Source organism: Paenibacillus sp. FSL R5-0345 (genome assembly GCF_000758585.1).
In the GTDB taxonomy this organism is placed as follows: Bacteria; Bacillota; Bacilli; order Paenibacillales; family Paenibacillaceae; genus Paenibacillus_AQ.
The window spans coordinates 3,912,519-3,931,055 of sequence record NZ_CP009281.1 but is presented as its reverse complement, the minus strand read 5'-3'; the positions used below and the strand labels follow the sequence as shown (position 1 = coordinate 3,931,055).

Sequence of the window (18,537 nt, the reverse complement as noted above, 5' to 3'; positions counted from 1 at the left end):
ATGATTTAAATAAATAGGAGAGTAACGCAAGGAATAAAATAGGCAGTTTACCAGTATGAACTAACTGGTAGGCTGCCTATTTGTGTTGAAGTTTAATAGAGCGCTTTCGTGGATCTATTAAAACAGTAGACTAATAAATTTTCAGCTTATATTGGACATATATTGGGCGGACGAGAATATGAATATACAATAATACTCTTGTTGAAGAAGACGAAAATACATTAACGGTTAGGAGAAATGAGCGATGGAATTTGAACTGGGCAGCATTTTGAAGCTAGTAAAACGTAAGCTGCTGTTCATCATTGTGTTATGTATTGTTGCGGTCGGTCTCGCTAGCTTCGTTAGCTACTATGTTTTGAAGCCGAAATATGAGGCGACAGCTTCTATTCTTATTCAAGGGGACAGGCAGCAGAAGGCAATCAATGACATTATGGCTGGGCAAAAACTAGTAACCACTTACGGGGAAATTATCCGAAGCAGCAGAATTGCTGAAGAGGTCGTTAGAAAGCTGCAATTAAATATGACCCCTGAAAAACTATTAGAAAAAGTTAAGACAAGAACTAGTAGTGAGTCATTAGTGACGACGGTAATTGTTACGGATTCTAATGCTCAGCAGGCTACGGATATCGCAAACGGTTTTGGGGAGGCTTTTAACGAGAACATTCAAGCCATTATGGGGGTAGAAAATGTAGTGTTTCTCGACCGAGCCAAAGTTCCTTTTGAGGCGATCTCACCCAAGCCTGTCTTTAATATGGTCGTTGCTTTCGGACTTGCATTGATTGCTGGGGTCGCGTTTTCCATTCTACGGGAATTGGCAGAAAAACCTGTGAGGAGCGCCAAAAACATTCAGTTGGATTTGCAGCTTCCTCTGCTAGGAACGGTGGGGAAATTGAAACCACGGAAACGGCGGGCGAAGTCGAAATCCAATTCAGTAGAAGGAGCGACAAGACATGAAGAAGAAAACGCCAAAATTGTATTGCCTGGAACAACCGAAATCATCTAATGGAGATCAATTCCGAACGATTCGCTCCAATATTCGCTATACCCGAGTAGGTGGAGAAATCCGATCTTTATTAGTCACAAGCTCTCTTCCAAATGAAGGGAAGTCGACAGTAGCGATGAACTTGGCCATAGCTATGGCGGAAACGGGCAGAACCGTGCTGCTGATCGATGGAGACCTGCGCACGCCAACTGTGCATAAGGCATTCGATTTACCCAATTGGGTCGGGTTAAGTAGCATCCTAGTGGATCAAACCCGATTGGAGGATTGTATTTTTTCTATTGAGGATTCAGAGGGGCTTTCAGTACTGACCTCTGGTCCAATCTCACCGAATCCGGCGGACTTACTAGGATCAACAGGAATGAAGAGGTTATTTGCAGAGCTTAGTGAGCGATTTGATACGATTGTTATCGATTCTTCTTCGGTGTTAATGCCCTTCTCGGATGCGCTTATCTTGGCAAAGATGACTGAGGGTGTACTGTTAGTAGTTAAATCTGGGAAAGTGCTCTTGAAGCATACGAACTCTGCCAAACAGATGCTTGAGCAGCAAGGTGCACATGTATTGGGAGCAGTTCTGAATTATCGAAAAAGTAGCAAGCGTTACAAGATTCGCGGTGAAGATTTTGCCGATTGGGCTTCATCTTCTGGAATGGTCTAACGGATATGACCTTTGCTTCTCTTCGATATTTATTCGGGAATATCACTTATGCAGGTGCTCAGTTTGTGATTGTAATTCTGCTTAATAAGTTTGGATCATCCGAAATTGTTGGGCAATATTCGTTAGGTCTTGCTGTGACGGCTCCCATCTTCATGTTGTCGCATCTGCACCTGCGCTCGGTCTTGATAGTTGATGCCTCTGGGAAATATATTTTCGGAGATTTTTTTGGCCTTCGACTCGTGACAACCGCTGTTGCATTCACGATTACAGCGGGTTGTTGCATCGTCGGTGGTTTTGATTGGAATACAGCTATAGTCATATTTTTCATCGGATTGTATAGAATTGTTGAGTCGGTCAGCGATATTTTGTTGGGCATCGTTCAGAAGCAAGAGAAGTTAGATCAAATATCTTTCTCGAGAACCGCTAAAGGATTATTCTCCATACTTGCCTTCGCCCTCGTATTTATCCCTACTCAGAGTCTCATTCTAGCGTTGTTAGTCATGATCATCGGATGGTTAGCAATAACGATTGCATACGATGCTCGTAAAGCGAGAGTCTACACATCGCTCAGGCCACTTTTTAAAAATAGACAATTGTGGGGCTTGCTGATCATCAGTTCACCCCTAGGCATTGTGCTCGCGTTAATGTCGCTAAATACCAATATTCCATTATACGCAATCTCTTACTTTAAAGGGGAACATGATTTAGGTATATACGCTACGCTCTCATACATGATTGTTGCCTGCAACGTTATTGTTACTGCGCTCGGTGAAGCGATAACGCCACGTCTTGCCCGTTGGCATGCTGCTGGGCGTCATAAGGAGTTTGTTACTTTGCTCAGTCGAATGATTGCAATGGGGGTTGGAATTAGTGCGGTTGCTTGTTTGATCGGGTGGATATTTGGGTCTCAGGTGCTAACCCTTTTATTCAGTCCAGATGTGGCTGCAGAGATAGGTTTATTTCATTGGTTGCTCGTTTCTACCTTGTTGGTGTTTGTATCGTCTTACCTGTGGTATGCCATAACGGCTACGGGCAAGTACAAAGCGCAGATTCCGTTGTTTCTATGTTCAGTAATCACTAATGGGCTTACTTGTCTGATCTTCGTACCCATTTTCGGGGTGATAGGTGCTGCAATGGGGGCTAGTTTGGCCTTATTCGTTCAGATGATTGGCAGTGTGATCGTGCTTTACTTGGTAATTCGTCAGGCAAGGAAACAGGTACAACGGGAATTGGCCGCATAAGTGAGGCAATTTCTCATACGAAAGTAGGGGCTTGTATGACATCTGTATCCGTTGTAGGGAAACCCTACACCATGCGTAATTTATTTCTGTTTGCGGTTATGGGTTACATCATCTGCCTTCCGGCCCAAATTGACTTCGGTGGCGCCTTTCGAATCGCACCCTCTGATCTATTCTTGATGCTTGGTTTGTTTACGGCAGGTATACACCTCAAATTGGACCGAAGGCAGTTTAGTTCATGGCATTGGGGAATGTTGTTTATTTTCGTCCTAGCTTCATTTGTATCCATTTGGCGCAATGGATTCATTACGCAATACGCTCTATTGCAAAAAGATTTTGGGTTTATACTCCTGCTGCTGACGTATATCATGCTTGTTCAAGCTGTAGATAGCTGGGATCGGTTATATAAAATGCTACGTGCTTTTCTGATCAGCGTGCTGATCTTCAATAGTCTGGCTTTGTTCGACTTCTTTAGTGGAGTTAAGGTTCCGTATATGGTGCAAGATGGTCGTCTCTCTGGGATGTTAATTGATCCGAATGCATATGGCGGGTTACTAGTAACGGCTTTTGCCATTCATATCATGACGAGTGGGAACGGAGTGAAGCTACTTAGGGGATGGGTGAGCACGCTAGCGACGATTACCTTAGCCGGGGGAATCATGATGACCTTTTCGCGATCGTCATGGATTGGTCTGTTCCTTGTTCTACTTACGCTTCTCCTGACGAATCCTTCTCGACTTCTAAAGATCGGCATGGGGTTTAGTGTCGCGTTTGCAGCACTGCTGTTGTATAAAGGTACTGCTTATCTGGATGTACTTGGGAATATGGCTAGTAGACCCTCGCAGATTCAATCACGGCTTGACATCATTGGGAAGGCAGTAGATTGGATCGCCCAAAGTCCATTATTAGGGATTGGACTTGGTAGCTATAACTATGAATTGCGGATTATTATCCATAATACTCCGATTTGGTTTATGACGGAATTTGGCTTACTAGGCTTGATCGTGTATGGCGGCTTCATGATCTGGTTCTTCATCGTCGGGCTCCGTTCTTATCGCGCGGCAGATAAGGTGAACAGACCGATCATTATGGCATTACTGCTATCTCACGCAGCGATGATTGGACTTTCGATGGGCATTGAAGCCTTATTCCAGCGGTACTGGTGGTTCATGATGGCTATGAACGCGGCTTGCATCCGATTAACGAATACGGGGTGGAAAGGAGTGATGCGGTATCGAACCAAAGGCATCGAAAAGTCAACCGGCCGAAAGCTACGACAACAAGCAGAACAAGCGCAATAACAAGAGGTTCGGGAGCATACCTGCTGAAGACTGTGGGCCGGTAAGAGTCGCTTTTGTAGCCTCCATTTTTGGGCATTTTGAGAGTTTCCATCTACCTTATATGGAGTTATTGCAGCAAAAGGGATGTGAAGTGCATGCTTACGCACAACCTGGTGAAGCGAGATTACGGTTAGAAGAGAAGGGAATCGTCTGCCATGATGTGCCCATCCAGCGCAGTCCTTTGCAGATGCAGAACTGGGCGGCTCTAAGGATGTTAACGGAAAGCTTCAAGAAGGAGGGATTTCAGTTCGTCCATGTACATACGCCAGTTGCTTCGATTCTCGGACGGATTGCAGCCTATAGAGCAGGTATACCTTGCACATTGTATACAGCTCACGGCTTTCATTTTTTCAAGGGAGCCCCTTTAGTGAATTGGATGCTTTATTATCCGCTGGAGCGGTTAATGGCGCGCTGGACAGATGTGCTGATCACCATAAATAGTGAGGATTATACACGTGCCCAGAGATTTTCTGTACGGAAAAAAGTGATCTATGTGAGTGGTGTAGGACTCGATCTCCAGGTTTACAGCAGCGTACGTAATCATCCTGAAGTTGAGGCAGAGAAGGCAGATAGGCGGCGCCAACTATTTGATCTTCCAAAAATCGAGCATGATGAACCGCCCTTTGTCATCCTATGCGTTGCTGAGCTAAACGCCAACAAGAATCAGAAGCAGTTGATTGAAGCGCTGGGTCAGTTAGGGGCTCGAGCTGCTAATATTCATCTGGCTTTTGCGGGTACGGGGCCGCTTGAGCAGACACTATTGGAACTTGCTAATCGGCTAGGTGTCAGCGATCGCGTGCATATGCTTGGATATCGCAGAGATATTCCCGATCTGCTTAGAGCTTGTGATGTTGCTGCACTTGTGTCCTATCGGGAGGGATTACCTCGGGCGATTATGGAGGCGATGGCAGTAGGAAAACCTGTTATCGGTACACATATTCGGGGGATTCGTGATTTGATCGAACATGAGTCAACAGGCATGTTAGTTCCCGTTGATGATATTGTCGCTACCGCTAAGGCATTTATTCAACTACGAGATGATTCAGCATTAACCACAGCGATGGGAGAAACAAACAAGGAGAGTATCATTCGCTACGGATTGCCTGCAGTGCTCCGTGAAATGGACTCGATCTATATAGAAGCATTGAATAAGGAGGAAAGAAAGAGAGTTCCGTCTGATATGCAACCTAGCCTGTCGGGAGATTGATCATTCACTCACACATAAAAGTCGAGTAAATGAACTTTTAGTTAATTAGGGAGAAAGAAGTGATGAGAATGCGGATCGTCCGTTTGGTCATGTTGGATGCGGGGATTATTGCGGCTTCAGTGTGGCTTGTGTTTTTACTTCGGTTTGATTTTCAAATCCCTGAGATGTACGTGTGGATGCTTCCGTGGGCTATATTGATTCACATTGCGGTGTATGCGGCCTTCTCATTTGGATTCAAAGTGTATAACAATATTTGGCGATACACGGGAATGAGAGAGTTATTGCAGCTGCTGAAAGTGAGTGTATTAACACTTGTTGGCGTGATTGTTGTCAACGTATCCGCACACGCAGTAGTTCCTTCCTATCGACTACCGATTTCTATTTATTTTGCAGCGGGTTATGTGTTCCTCGGCATTGTTGGGTTACGAATGGTTAAACGTCTTCTTAATGATGGGTTTGAGACAACGGGTACGAAGGAGGCCTTCGAAGGTAATCTTCTAATCGTAGGGGCTGGTAAGGCAGGAATCCTCGTTACGAAAGATATCAAGCATTCAAGGTTCAAATTTATGAATCCGGTCGCCTTCATTGATGATGATATATCCAAACAAAAGCTGGAAGTAATGGGGCTCCCGATTGTGGGTAACCGAAATTTCATTCCAGAAGCCGTGGATCAGCTGGATATTGCATTCATTATTATTGCCCTTCCGACAGCACCACAAAACGACTTAATGGAGATTATCGAAATCTGCAAGTCAACCAAAGCACAGGTTAAGCTAATGCCTAGTATGACAGAAATTTTGGACGGGAAAATGGCAGTTAATCGAATCCGTGAAGTGTCCGTAAATGATTTGCTGGGAAGAACTCCTGTTGAGATTAACACTGAGGAGATTCGCGAGAATTTAGGGAGTGAGTGTATCCTCATCACGGGTGCTGGAGGCTCCATCGGTTCGGAACTGTGCCGGCAGCTAGCTGCATATCGTCCGAAGGAAATGCTGCTTCTTGGGCATGGTGAGAACAGCATTTACCTGATTGAACAAGAGCTGCGTCAGCTATATCCCGATCAGAAGATTCAACCCATCATAGCGGATATTCAAGATGTGTCGCGGATCGATAGTGTATTTCAAAATTTCCGACCTACGATCGTGTATCACGCCGCAGCGCATAAACATGTTCCACTTATGGAGATGAACCCGGTCGAGGCAGTTAAGAACAACGTTATCGGAACAAGGAATGTTGCGGAGGCGAGCGCCAAATATGGTGCAAAGCGGTTCATTCTCATCTCTTCAGACAAAGCGGTTAATCCAACCAGTGTCATGGGAGCTACGAAGCGGGCTGCAGAAATGATTATTAATGATCAGAATTCATCCAGCAAGACGGTTTTTGCCGCTGTCCGTTTCGGAAATGTACTCGGTAGCCGGGGAAGTGTTATTCCGTTATTCAAAAGACAGATTGAGAGTGGTGGCCCGGTTACAGTCACCCACATGGATATGGTGCGGTATTTCATGACGATTCCTGAAGCGGTGCAATTGGTTATTCAAGCGAGTGTACTGGCACAAGGCGGCGAGGTGTTCGTGCTTGATATGGGTAAGCCAGTTCGGATATACGATCTAGCAAGAGATTTAATACGTCTGTCCGGCTTAGAACCCGATAAAGATATCCCCATTGTGATCACAGGTATTCGTCCTGGAGAGAAATTATATGAGGAACTCCTGACGGAAGAGGAAGGGTTGATGGTTACCAATAACTATCGCATCATGATCAGTCGTCCTCAAAGTGTATCCAGATCTGAATTGAATTTGGTTCTTGGAGTTCTGGAGAATTTGTGCAAACGGTACGAATTTGTGCCGAGCAGTTATCAAATTAAGAAATTATTAAAGCAGCTTATTCCGAGCTATTCGGGCTTTCAAGAAGAACCACAGGTTGTTACTCATGAGCTTGAACGGATCAAATCCGAAGTTCATGCGGGGATCTAAGCGATGAAGTCGTTTATGAGAAGTTGGAAAAAGAGATTGCATTTGCGTGGCAAGAGCGACAGGAAATTCACAAGAAAGCAAATAGTCATGAGGCGAATTGGAAGATTCGCCCTGATTGGTTTTCTAATTGTGATTGTCGTTGGTGGGATTTGGATTAGAGGGGTGTTAAATCCTGAACAGCGTTTTCAAAAGGCGGTCCTTAATCCATTGACGATACCTAGCTCTAAAATTTCTGTGGTTCCTGTGGGGAAAACGCAGTCGGAAGAGACTTCGAAAAGCCCAGTAAATACGGAGATTACGGTACCTCCATCATCTGAACCAACAGCGACAACATCTGCATCCGATAAAAAAACTTCATCCTTCAATGTTGTACTCATTGGAACTGATACGTGGGGCGGGGAGATTTCGCGTGCAGATACCATCATGGTTGTACATGTGATGCCGGAACAGCGGAAGGTGAACATCGTCTCTGTGCCGCGTGATACAAGGGTTTATGTACAAAATGTCGGATATACCAAAATTAACCACGCTCATATTGTTGGGGAATCCAAAGGTGGGAATGAGCAAGGAACACTGACGCTTATTCAAGCGGTGAGCGACTTTATGAATATCCCCATTCATCATTACATCAAGACGAACTTCTCAGGTGTTCGTGATTTCATCGATTCGATCGGTGGGATTGATATGGTGATCGATCAGGACGTGACCATAACGCCAGAGATTACCATCAAAAAAGGTGAACAGCATCTAGATGGCGTTCATGCACTCTATCTTGCAAGGGAGCGGTATTCTACTCCGAACGGTGACTTTAGTCGTCAAGAAGAGCAATTCAATATCGTTAGAGCTGTGGCCAATAAGCTACTCAGTCCTGAGCATCTTCCGGATCTGGCGGGATTACTACTCCATGAAAAGAAAGACATTATCGATACAAGCTTTAGCGACAGTGATTTGCTCAGCTTAGCTTGGTTATTCAAGGGGATAACTTCCGATGACTTTCAATACGAGCAGATACCAGGTAACAACAGTTTTGGTCCTGATCCGCTAGTTGGAACCAAGGTGTACTACTGGAGTGCTGATTTAAAACAGGTGAATTCACTTAAGGAACGTCTTTTTACGGATTAAGAGAAAGGCGGGAGGAGTACTAACATGTATCGCCATATGAAACGAGGCTTCGATCTTGTGGGAGCGATCGTTATGTTATGTATATTTAGTCCAGTCATGGCTGTGGTGGCGGTGTTGATTCGAATAAAGCTTGGAAGCCCAATCTTATTCAAGCAGCAGCGACCTGGACTGGGAGAGAAACCCTTCTTCATCTACAAATTCCGGACCATGGCTGAACTGTATGACACGCAGGGTCAACCGTTACCTGATGAGCGACGATACATCAAGTTTGGCGGAATCATCCGGAAGCTAAGTCTGGATGAATTACCGCAATTGGTGAATGTTGTTAAGGGAGAAATGAGCCTGATTGGTCCAAGACCTTTGCTCATGCGGTACAGCCCTTACTACTCCGAACAGGAGAGGCTGCGTTTCTCAGTAAGACCGGGAATTACGGGATTAGCACAGGTGTCAGGACGCAATACTTCGTCATGGAAAGATCGACTTTCGTATGATGTCACTTATGTCGAGAATTTAAGCTTCAGACTGGATGCGCTGATATTATGTAAGACCGTCTTGAAGGTGATTCGCCAAGATGATGTTGTAGCCAATCCAGGTCGGCATAGCCTTCCTCTGGATGAGTATAGGCTGAATAAAAAGGAGGGCCAGGCATGAATGTGCAGTTTAGACCGCTGCATGAAGACGATATACATCATGCATGCCGGCTCTTAAAGAGCAACTTACCGGAGCATGTTTACAATCAAACGATATTTGCTTGTGCTGGTTATCCGGCATATCTACAAGCAGCTTGTAAGTGTGGAGGACATTCAGCCACATTATTGATTGGAGCTTATATTGGAGAAGCGCTCATTGGATTCGCTGAATGGCGAAGAATGGAACAAATGTTGGTTCTGAATAATTTAAATGTGGATGCGCCTTATCGTAAGGATGGTATTGGCGGCATGCTCATGGCATACGGAGAGAAATTAGCAAAAAGGGATGACATTAAGAAGTTGGTGCTGGATGTGTTCTCATGGAATGAACAGGCTCATGCTTGGTATCTTCGTCTGGGTTTTGTTGAAGAAGGACGTACTTATTGGTATGTGAGGGATTTGGATCGTTCATTCGTGGGTAGTGCAGATTTTATTGCTGCTGGATCACATATAGATGATGAGGAAGTGGCGTACATCATTGATGATTACCCGATGGCAGAGGCGCATCATCTAAAATACGGATTCTCTTCTTTTAGGATTAGAACGAAACAGAAGACTTCAGTTGTGGGGCGGCTCGGCGAGCGGTATTTTCGCATCCAACTGCAAAGTGGAGAGTGGGACGGCGGGGAATCACTAACCGATGTGTTACTCGACCTAGATCGTGAGAGAAAGTTGTTATTGCTCTCATCCGATGCATTCCTACGTGAGAGAGATCCTGCGCTAAGCTTAAGCACTGAAAGCATACGTATGATCAAAATATTGGATTAGCAGCGAACGCTTCCGAAGTAAGTTTTTTCGAAGTACCTCAAGGAAGGATACGCTAACTTAACTTTTAGGAGGTGACGTATGAGTAATTTCATTATACTTAACAGCTCGCTTTCTGAAGAATGGGATGCTTATTTGATTCAGATGGATAAGAAGGATATCTATTTCTCAGCAGAGTTTTTTCGAATGTTCGAGGATGATTTTCAACAGGCAGAGTTGTTTGTTTTTAAGCAGGGTGAGAAGCTCATCATTTATCCTTATTTACTACGTTCCATTAGTCATCTTCCAGCACTCATCCAACTGGGACTTGAAGGGGAATGGTACGACATCAGCACACCTTATGGATACGGGGGACCGATATCTAATGTGCCTAGAGGAGCGGAACGATCGGAGCTCTATCGACAATTCAGTGAAACGTTCACAGATTATTGCAGAGAGAAAAGAATTATGACCGAGTTCGTAAGATTTCATCCTTTCATAGGCAATGCTACCGAAGCCCAAAACGGGCTTATTGCGGAGTTGAATCGGAATACAGCATATATAGATTTGACCGTTGGCTCAGAGTCAGCACTAATTCAGAACTATGGCGGCAATCATAAAAGAAATATTCGTAAACTAAAGTCAGCGCCATTTACCATTCGAAAGTCGGAGCTTAAGGATCGGATTGAGCCTTTCACCGAATTATATTACGGCACGTTAGATGATTTACAAGCGGATCCCTTTTATTATTTTCCTCAAAAATTTATAGAAGATACAAGCCTTTTGCCAGAGGGACGGGTAGCGCTGTTCGAGGCGATGGATGGGGACAAGGCGGTAGCCGCAAGTATTGTGCTCCTTGATCGGCCCTGGATGCATTATCACTTATGTGGTTGGGATCGAGCTTATCTGCAGTGGTCACCCACCAAACTTCTCATCCACTCAGCAGCGGTGTGGGGGATGGAGAATGGATACGAAAAATTCCATCTCGGTGGAGGATATACAGGTAACGACGAACTATTTCAGTTCAAACAAAAATTTGCGACTCAACTAGAACCACTGGACTATTACCTAGGTAAGCGAATATTTTTCCCCGAGGTGTATGAACGAATAATGTCGCTCTATGACACCGGGGGGGCGGGGAATTACTTTCCACTCTACCGGCATCCCTCTTTTTTGAATCAAAATATCATGGACCATGCTCTGAAGTAAGTCAATAAGATATGTAATCCATTTGGATTAAAGCATCCAAATGGAGAAAGGAGCAAGGCATGAGTATTCGTCAACCAAGCATTCTACCACGAATCTTGTTATCTCCACCGCATGTGAGTGGACGTGAACAGGCTTATTTGGAGGATGCCATTCACTCTGGCTGGATCGCTCCCATAGGACCACAAGTCGATGCTTTCGAACGGGAGATGGCCTACTATACAGGTTCAAAGGGTGCACTTGCATTAAGCTCTGGAACAGCGGCAATTCATCTTGCACTGCGTCTTGCCGGCGTTTCTCAAGGAGATTACGTGATTTGTTCGACGCTCACGTTCGTAGCTAGTGCCAATCCTATTCTATATTTGGGGGCTACACCTGTATTCGTAGACTCAGAGCCGGAGACATGGAATATGTGTCCACTAGCCTTTCAACGGGCCTGCCAGGATTTGAATGACAGAGGGCTACTGCCGAAAGCAGCCGTTGTTGTCAATTTGTACGGGCAGAGCGCAGACATGGAGCCGATTGTAGAAATCGCGAATCGTTATGGTATTACATTGATAGAAGATGCGGCTGAATCTCTAGGTGCTTTTTATCATGGAAAGGCTAGCGGTACTTGGGGCCGCTTCGGAATTTATTCTTTTAACGGTAATAAAATCATTACAACCTCAGGTGGAGGTATGCTTGTATCGGATGATACCGAAGCGTTGGAACAGGCTCGTTTCTGGTCTACGCAAGCGCGTGACACTGCACCACATTATCAGCATTCCGAAATGGGTTACAACTACCGTCTCAGCAATCTGTTGGCAGCAATAGGCCGCGGTCAGTTGGAGCTACTAGAGGAAAGAGTTGAACGACGTAGATATATTTCTCAAGTGTATTTAGAACGATTGGGATCCGTTCCAGGTCTTCATTTTATGCCGGAAGCGCCTAATTGTCGCAGTACACGCTGGTTAAGTGCGCTAACGATTGATGAAGAGATCGCGGGCTTCTCCTCTAATCAACTTTTAAAGTGCCTGGAATTTAACAATATAGAAGCTAGACCTGTATGGAAACCACTGCATTTGCAGCCGCTGTTCGAGAATGCCTTCTATTATCCATACATGGAGGGACATAGTGTATCTGATCAATTGTTCACAAAAGGTGTATGTCTACCCTCTGGAAGCTCCTTATCGGATGATGATCTGGTTCGTATAATGGATGCAATAGAGTCATGCATTCAGAACCGCTGAATGTTCACTTGGCAACCCAACCGTTAGCACCGGTTCCGCTTTCCTTCACATAAAAAGTAGCTTTAGCTACACCATCTGTTCGCATAGCCAGACTGCCAATCGGAGCGGTTATCGTTCCCTCTGGCGAACCTTCCACGATAAATACTGCAGGAAGCAGTGTTCCACCAACGAGTCGGACTGCCCGTTTGAAGTTGCCATAGGTAGAGAACCATTCAGTAATGGCATACGGATTATACACGGTGCCAAGGGAAGTGCCTTGCATGGCAACCAATGTTTCAAATTCTAGAATGCGTTTTACCTTCACAGAACGGGTATCAAATACCGCTACATTGTTCAAACGCAAGAAAGGCTTAGCCGAACCATAAGAAGAGACTAGTACTACCTGATTGGTCCCGCTGTTACGAACGATCATATTGTCAACAGTAACCATGGTGTCTGACTGTGTAGCGAACAAGTATAGAGAACTCCCTACTAGATCCTGTGCATCCATAGTCCCCACATAAAGATCTCCTCCGTCGATTCGGACTCCGCTAGCTAAGCTGGAGCCTGAGCCGTACACTCCTAACGATCCGATATGCAATCTTGGTTTACCTCCAGCAGCATTAAACGCAGCAAAGATCGCCGGACCACCGATGCCATCGAAGCTTGCACTAGCGATATCAATAAATTGTGAATAGATCGTCTGTAGACCGTAACTAGCTTTATGATCGGTAGAACGAATAAATAAGTTACTGATTTTTAACGTCAGTCCATAAGAGAGTATAGCAGGACTCGCTGATCCACTAACACGCATATCAAGTGAACCGATGTCGAGGGTCCAGAGTCTAGCGATTTCATCTGTAAGTCCTGCTGACAGATCATTACCGAAACCAGTGGTAGTCAAGGAATCGAAGCGTTGATAAAAGCTGCGAGTACCTTTGAACTCATCGGGCTCCAAGTCTAGTGAGTTGGCTCCAGTGAAGCTAGGTGCTCCGCCGCGACTGTTGTTCAGGACAGCACTGTTGACATGAAGTTGGTCTACAAAATGGATGACGAAGTTCTTGCGTCCAGCCGTTTCACAGCGCGCATACCCGATCTGCACGTTAACGGATGGAATCGCTTCTGTACCTCCAATGAAAATATTGTCACCGTAGCAATCATGGGAGTATACCGATTCGATGGATATATTTTGCGAAGAAGAAATGAACAAGCCGTGAAGCTGATCGTTGACGTTTGTTTTCACAGTCGAAGCACTTCCATCAATTTCGAGATCACCTGTTATCGTGATATCAGAGGCGTTTAGGATGACAAGTACTCTAGTATCTGAAGGAGGGTTCGAAGCCAGTGACAGCTTAGATCCTGGTTCAAAGCTTAGGTTAGTTCCGGTTGGTATACGAAGACACCACCATTCAAGGCTGGAAGGATTACGCATGCGGCCTGAAGATACTTTATATACACCAGGCGGGAAAATAACAACCTTGCGTTTGGCATTTCCGGCATTGATTGCATTTTGAATCGCGATGGTGTCATCTTTAGTACCATTCCCTGTAGCGCCATAGGATCGAACATTCACATAACCGTTAGTTTCAGGGTCTAATTTAATAGAAGTGACCGCGCCGTCCGCAATCACGGACGTTGTTACAGAATTGTCTGGAATAGGTGCAGTTGCCATATACTTCACTCCTTTATTTTTTGATTTGAAATATAAGAAAGTCCTCGTTATATACATCCTTATATTTCTACGAGTAACGGTTGTCGTCCATATTGGATGACAACATCGTTTCTTCTTAAGTATTTTATGTGAACTTTTCTACTGATGCACGGTACAAAGAGCACCTTACAGGGCGAAAGGAGTTTTTTATTTGAAGGTTTTAGTAACCGGGGGGCTTGGTTTTATTGGGTCACATGTTGTTGATCGGCTCATAAGTGAGGGTGTTGAAACTGTAATAGTGGATAATTTATCGGGTGCGTCCGGCTCGTTCTATAGAAACCCTTCTGCACTTCTGTATCCGTACGATATTCGAGATGAGACATTGGGTGAAGTTTTTAGCCGAGAGAAACCGGATGCGGTCATTCATCTGGCTGCACAGATCGACGTAAGAGAATCACAGCGCAATCCATTGTTTGATGCGAATGTGAATATTGTTGGCACACTAAATGTACTGCGGGTGTGTGAGGCCCATCAGGTTGAAAAGATCGTGTACGCTTCGTCGGCTGCTGTATATGGTAACCCTGAATATTTGAGCATTGATGAGAGCCATCCCTTAAATCCTGAGTCCTGCTATGGCGTATCCAAAAGTGTCCCTGAGTCCTACATTCGAATGTTTGCCAGCATGCATGGGCTGAAGTATACCATTCTCCGTCTTGCGAATGTTTATGGACCCCGGCAAAGCTCACATGGGGAAGCGGGCGTCGTTTCAATTTTTCTGGATCGCATGAAGCAAGGCAAGGAGCTTGTGATCTATGGGGATGGGGAACAAACCAGAGATTTTGTCTTTGTTGAGGATGTGGCACAGGCGTTTGTAGATGCGGCTCGTTCAAATGACAGAGTGGATAATCAAATCATAAATATTAGCTGTGGAGTGGCTACCTCTATTAATACGATTGTGGAGATGATAGGCGGCATTACAGGTCGCGAATCCCAAACGATTTATGAACAGGCACGGCCGGGAGATATTCTTCATAGCTACTTGAACAATAGGAAAGCAAATGAGTTGATGTCCTGGTCTCCTAACCATGACCTTCACCAAGGACTCAAAAAGACGATTGCAGCCCGATTGACTGTAGGCAGTGCTGTGGACCATTAAACGCAAATATTGAAAGGGGTCATCCCCATGGAACGAAAATTGAATTCTGAAATGTTTGTTCTGCGTAGTATAGCCTGCTTGAGTATTGCGCTACTACATGCTTTATATCGTGTCTATGATGATGGAAATACACCTTGGGTGGAGTCGGTGGGTCTGTTGCTTACGTTTGGCACACCGGTATTCGTATTTATCTCTCAATTCGTATTGTCTTTTGCTTACCCTGAGGGAATACCCGCGAGATTTTGGGAGAAACGAATCAAGTATATATTACTTCCCTACTTTTTTTTCGGGGCTTTGTACGCCGGGTTAAAAGGAGTGGATATGGCAAGCAGTGAGGGGATTCCGCTTCTTCAAGCTTTTTGGTATTTCCTTTGGCGTCATTTGTTGCTTGGTGATTTTCATGGCTACTTTATCCTCATTATTTTTCAGTTTTACGCCTTGTTCCTCTTATTTCAAAAGCATGCCAAAAAGTTTACTCCACGCTCCATACTGATTGCCTCATTCGTTATAAACGTAGTGTACTTAGGATTCTTCAATTTTACCAAACCCGCAGATACGGTAGCTGCTCAATATATTTGGGATAAATTGTATTGGATTTTCTCTCCGGGGTGGATATTCTACTTTACTGTGGCTTATTACTTGGGGCGAAATGAGAGTTGGTTCCGGGAAAAATTAAAACAGTTTCGAGTAGCTGTCTTCATGCTTCCGGTTATAACTGGGGCACTTGTGCTGTTTGTGAACGGACAAGGCTGGATTACGGCGCATAGCTCCAAGAGAATTGATATGTTACTTTTCGCTATGAGTATGATTCTACTACTCTTTACAGTAGCTTCTTCATTGAAAAAGGTGCCGCGCGTGCTAGAGTGGAGCAGTAGATACTCCTTTGGTATATATTTGCTTCACCCGTTGCTGTTGGCTTTGTTTGTTAAGCTTCCTTCTTCATTCGGGTTGCAAAATCTTGGTCTATTCAGTGTTCTGTTACAATTTATCGGGTGCGTGGTTGGCTCAGCGATCATCATGAACCTAGCAAATCGCATTCCTGGCGGAGCCTTTGTATTCGGTCGAATCGGGATTGGAATCAATCAAAGAAAACCTCCGAAACCGCTGGATAAGCCCATAAGCTCGAGTATTGGAAACATAAACTAGCTTAAAAATTGACCACTACTTGCCGTTTTCAGGTGCTTAGTGGTCTTTTATTTTTTCTTGGTAAATCGCCGATGCATCAAATTAGTAGCTTAGTCCCAGTTTAATTATGTGCTGCATCCAGCTCGAGTATTGCCTTGCCACTTCGGATGATGGACAAAATCATTAAAATAACGGCTCCACTGTCCGATCTATAATCGAGGGGATCTAAAATAGTTGGAATTATTGGGGAATCCTATTATAATGGGTTTCTTGATTCATAGAAATCATGAATATTTAACCAATTACATCCAGAGAAAAATGCGGGCGCGCAGACATTAGGAGGAAATGAAAAGTGGAACTTGGAGTTAGCACATTTGTTGAGACAACCCCCGATGCCCATACGGGTGAGACAATAAGTCATGCAGAGCGACTACGTGAAGTAGTGGAGGAAATTGTACTTGCCGAAGAGGTGGGGCTAGATGTATATGGAGTGGGAGAGCATCATCGTTCTGATTATGCGGCTTCATCACCTGCAGTTGTGTTAGCTGCGGCTGCATCGATGACTTCGAAAATTCGATTGACCAGTGCGGTAATGATATTGTCTTCAGCAGATCCTGTTCGTGTATTTCAAGACTTTGCAACGCTGGACGGGATATCAAACGGACGTGCGGAAATTATGATCGGCCGTGGTTCGTTTACAGAGTCCTTTCCTTTATTCGGTTACGATCTGAAGGATTATGAAGAGCTGTTCAATGAGAAGCTGGAATTGCTACTAGCTATTCAAAAGTCAGAAAAAGTAACCTGGAGCGGCAAACATCGCGCAGCCATAAACAATCTGGGAATTTACCCGCGACCGGTTCAAGATCCGCTGCCGATTTGGATTGGGAGTGCCGGAAGTCCAGAGTCTGCAATCCGCACAGGATCCTTAGGATTACCTTTTGTTTTAGCGATTATTGGGAATGTTAAACCGCTTGATTACGCGTCACATGTGCGGCTTTACAAGACAGCTGCGGCTGAAGCCGGGTACGATATCTCAAGCTTGCCTATTGCCTCACACTCTCACGGGTTTATTGCAGAGACTAATGAATTAGCGTTGGAGAAGTTTTTCCCTTCAACGCATGCTCGGACCAATGTGCGGGCGAAGGAAAAAGGGACACCTCCATACCATCGTTCCGATTATGATGCAGCTTGCAGCTTTGACGGTGCTCTGTACGTAGGTGATCCAGAAACTGTTGCTAACAAAATCATTCATCTTCGCAAGGAGGTGGGGATTACGCGATTCTTTTTACATGTGCCCCACGGTACGATGCCTCATGAGGATGTTATGCAAGCCATTAGACTGTTGGGAACGGAAGTAGCCCCTCGTGTTCGTGAAGAAATCGCGCGCTGGGAAGCAAGTAATCGTTAATGAGTAAGCTGCGTCCTTAGGACGCGGCTTTTTTTGTAAGGTATACTAAAGAAATGAATAACGTTTTAAGACACAGGAGGGGCAATGGAGACTATTCATTATTTATCTCAATTTAATTTGCTTCAATCGTTAGCGCTCGAAGATTTAATAGAAATGGAAGAGTTAACTCGCATAACAGTAGTCCCGAAAAATACATATATCCAAACACCGACAACCTTTTCTGAGGGATTATTTTTTGTGAAAAAAGGAAAGGTTCGCTTATACCGCTTGAATTCAGACGGGAAGCAGTTTACGTCGGATATTCTGAGTGAGGGTAATGTTTTTGGTGAAATGAATGTGATTTCGTTTGGAACCAGAGATCATTACATTGAAGCAATGGAAGAGTGTCATATCTGTACAATTGATTCTGTAAGATTTGAAGAATTCGTAGCTACTCGACCTAGATTCTTGATGTCGTTAATGCAAGTGTTGAGTGATCGAATAAAAAGTATGAGTCAGTTATCGCAAAATCTAGCCATCGGAAATCTCCATGATAAAATATTGTGCGTTCTCTTAAAGCTTTCTGATCAGTTAGGAGTTAAGAATGAGGATAATTTATTCAGAATTGATGTTCCGCTGTCACATCAAGAAATCGCTAATTTGATTGGTGCGAGCAGAGAAGCGGTTACGGTAGCGCTGCAAGAATTGGTGAAAGCTGAGGTGATTCAGACAGGGTTCAGAACTATCTATGTTCATCGAGACAAGATTTTGGAAAGAAATATAACATAGCAATCGAGATGTAAACGAGATTACAGCTTTATTTTTAGAAATAA

General features: G+C 44.5%; 16 protein-coding genes. 15 read left to right on the top strand and 1 reads right to left on the bottom strand.

The features are described from left to right. The first annotated feature begins 244 nt into the window (after positions 1-244). The 11 genes from R50345_RS17330 to R50345_RS17280 all read left to right on the top strand — a co-directional run bounded on the left by R50345_RS17330 (position 245) and on the right by R50345_RS17280 (position 12,406). Positions 245-1,003 carry a YveK family protein gene (locus R50345_RS17330; protein ID WP_042128589.1) on the top strand — a complete coding sequence of 253 codons (759 nt, stop codon included), beginning with the start codon at positions 245-247 and terminating at the stop codon, positions 1,001-1,003. After that, positions 951-1,658, top strand: a complete 708-nt coding sequence (locus R50345_RS17325) for a CpsD/CapB family tyrosine-protein kinase (protein ID WP_042128587.1) — start codon at positions 951-953, stop codon at positions 1,656-1,658. The genes R50345_RS17330 and R50345_RS17325 overlap by 53 nt, the downstream gene beginning before the upstream one ends. After that, entirely contained in the window at positions 1,631-2,899 is a 1,269-nt protein-coding gene (locus R50345_RS17320) for an oligosaccharide flippase family protein (RefSeq protein ID WP_042128585.1), read from the top strand. The genes R50345_RS17325 and R50345_RS17320 overlap by 28 nt, the downstream gene beginning before the upstream one ends. Before the next feature lie 35 nt (positions 2,900-2,934). Beyond that, entirely contained in the window at positions 2,935-4,197 is a 1,263-nt protein-coding gene (locus tag R50345_RS17315) for an O-antigen ligase family protein (protein ID WP_042128583.1), read from the top strand. After that, a complete protein-coding gene (locus R50345_RS17310) occupies positions 4,130-5,443 on the top strand; it encodes a glycosyltransferase family 4 protein (RefSeq protein WP_331281375.1) in 1,314 nt (437 codons plus the stop codon). Before R50345_RS17315 ends, R50345_RS17310 begins: the two co-directional genes overlap by 68 nt. A 62-nt stretch (positions 5,444-5,505) precedes the next feature. Further along, positions 5,506-7,416, top strand: coding sequence for a polysaccharide biosynthesis protein (locus R50345_RS17305; RefSeq protein WP_042128579.1), 1,911 nt, complete (start codon positions 5,506-5,508; stop codon positions 7,414-7,416). A gap of 15 nt (positions 7,417-7,431) precedes the next feature. Beyond that, entirely contained in the window at positions 7,432-8,538 is a 1,107-nt protein-coding gene (locus R50345_RS17300; RefSeq protein WP_197069688.1) for an LCP family protein, read from the top strand. A 24-nt stretch (positions 8,539-8,562) separates the two neighbouring features. Next, positions 8,563-9,189: a sugar transferase gene (locus tag R50345_RS17295; protein ID WP_156114824.1), complete on the top strand. Its 627-nt coding sequence runs from the start codon at positions 8,563-8,565 to the stop codon at positions 9,187-9,189. Further along, entirely contained in the window at positions 9,186-9,995 is an 810-nt protein-coding gene (locus R50345_RS17290; RefSeq protein ID WP_042128575.1) for a GNAT family N-acetyltransferase, read from the top strand. Before R50345_RS17295 ends, R50345_RS17290 begins: the two co-directional genes overlap by 4 nt. A 78-nt stretch (positions 9,996-10,073) precedes the next feature. Then, on the top strand, positions 10,074-11,180 hold the full coding sequence (locus R50345_RS17285; protein WP_042128574.1) for a GNAT family N-acetyltransferase: 1,107 nt from the start codon (positions 10,074-10,076) through the stop codon (positions 11,178-11,180). A 59-nt stretch (positions 11,181-11,239) separates the two neighbouring features. Next, positions 11,240-12,406: a DegT/DnrJ/EryC1/StrS family aminotransferase gene (locus tag R50345_RS17280; protein WP_042128572.1), complete on the top strand. Its 1,167-nt coding sequence runs from the start codon at positions 11,240-11,242 to the stop codon at positions 12,404-12,406. A 4-nt stretch (positions 12,407-12,410) separates the two neighbouring features. Here the strand turns inward: R50345_RS17280 and R50345_RS17275 are convergent, their stop codons facing one another. Next, complete coding sequence (locus R50345_RS17275; protein ID WP_042128570.1) at positions 12,411-14,057, bottom strand: glycosyl hydrolase family 28-related protein; 1,647 nt, start codon at positions 14,055-14,057, stop codon at positions 12,411-12,413. Between the two features lie 190 nt (positions 14,058-14,247). Here R50345_RS17275 and R50345_RS17270 point away from each other — a divergent pair, with 190 nt between their 5' ends. The 4 genes from R50345_RS17270 (at position 14,248) to R50345_RS17255 (ending at position 18,493) form a co-directional block, all read left to right on the top strand. Beyond that, on the top strand, positions 14,248-15,192 hold the full coding sequence (locus R50345_RS17270; RefSeq protein ID WP_042128568.1) for an NAD-dependent epimerase/dehydratase family protein: 945 nt from the start codon (positions 14,248-14,250) through the stop codon (positions 15,190-15,192). A gap of 27 nt (positions 15,193-15,219) precedes the next feature. Continuing rightward, on the top strand, positions 15,220-16,338 hold the full coding sequence (locus tag R50345_RS17265; RefSeq protein WP_052414637.1) for an acyltransferase family protein: 1,119 nt from the start codon (positions 15,220-15,222) through the stop codon (positions 16,336-16,338). A 331-nt stretch (positions 16,339-16,669) separates the two neighbouring features. Beyond that, complete coding sequence (locus tag R50345_RS17260) at positions 16,670-17,725, top strand: LLM class flavin-dependent oxidoreductase (protein ID WP_042128566.1); 1,056 nt, start codon at positions 16,670-16,672, stop codon at positions 17,723-17,725. Positions 17,726-17,809: 84 nt separating this feature from the next. Continuing rightward, on the top strand, positions 17,810-18,493 hold the full coding sequence (locus tag R50345_RS17255) for a Crp/Fnr family transcriptional regulator (RefSeq protein ID WP_042128564.1): 684 nt from the start codon (positions 17,810-17,812) through the stop codon (positions 18,491-18,493). Positions 18,494-18,537 lie beyond the last annotated feature (44 nt).

Coding starts and splice junctions, on each gene's coding strand:
- R50345_RS17330 (WP_042128589.1), top strand. CDS start 245: ATGGAATTTGAACTGGGCAGCATTTTGAAGCTAGTAAAACGTAAGCTG.
- R50345_RS17325 (WP_042128587.1), top strand. CDS start 951: ATGAAGAAGAAAACGCCAAAATTGTATTGCCTGGAACAACCGAAATCA.
- R50345_RS17315 (WP_042128583.1), top strand. CDS start 2,935: ATGACATCTGTATCCGTTGTAGGGAAACCCTACACCATGCGTAATTTA.
- R50345_RS17305 (WP_042128579.1), top strand. CDS start 5,506: ATGAGAATGCGGATCGTCCGTTTGGTCATGTTGGATGCGGGGATTATT.
- R50345_RS17300 (WP_197069688.1), top strand. CDS start 7,432: ATGAGAAGTTGGAAAAAGAGATTGCATTTGCGTGGCAAGAGCGACAGG.
- R50345_RS17295 (WP_156114824.1), top strand. CDS start 8,563: ATGTATCGCCATATGAAACGAGGCTTCGATCTTGTGGGAGCGATCGTT.
- R50345_RS17290 (WP_042128575.1), top strand. CDS start 9,186: ATGAATGTGCAGTTTAGACCGCTGCATGAAGACGATATACATCATGCA.
- R50345_RS17285 (WP_042128574.1), top strand. CDS start 10,074: ATGAGTAATTTCATTATACTTAACAGCTCGCTTTCTGAAGAATGGGAT.
- R50345_RS17280 (WP_042128572.1), top strand. CDS start 11,240: ATGAGTATTCGTCAACCAAGCATTCTACCACGAATCTTGTTATCTCCA.
- R50345_RS17275 (WP_042128570.1), bottom strand. CDS start 14,057: ATGGCAACTGCACCTATTCCAGACAATTCTGTAACAACGTCCGTGATT.
- R50345_RS17265 (WP_052414637.1), top strand. CDS start 15,220: ATGGAACGAAAATTGAATTCTGAAATGTTTGTTCTGCGTAGTATAGCC.
- R50345_RS17255 (WP_042128564.1), top strand. CDS start 17,810: ATGGAGACTATTCATTATTTATCTCAATTTAATTTGCTTCAATCGTTA.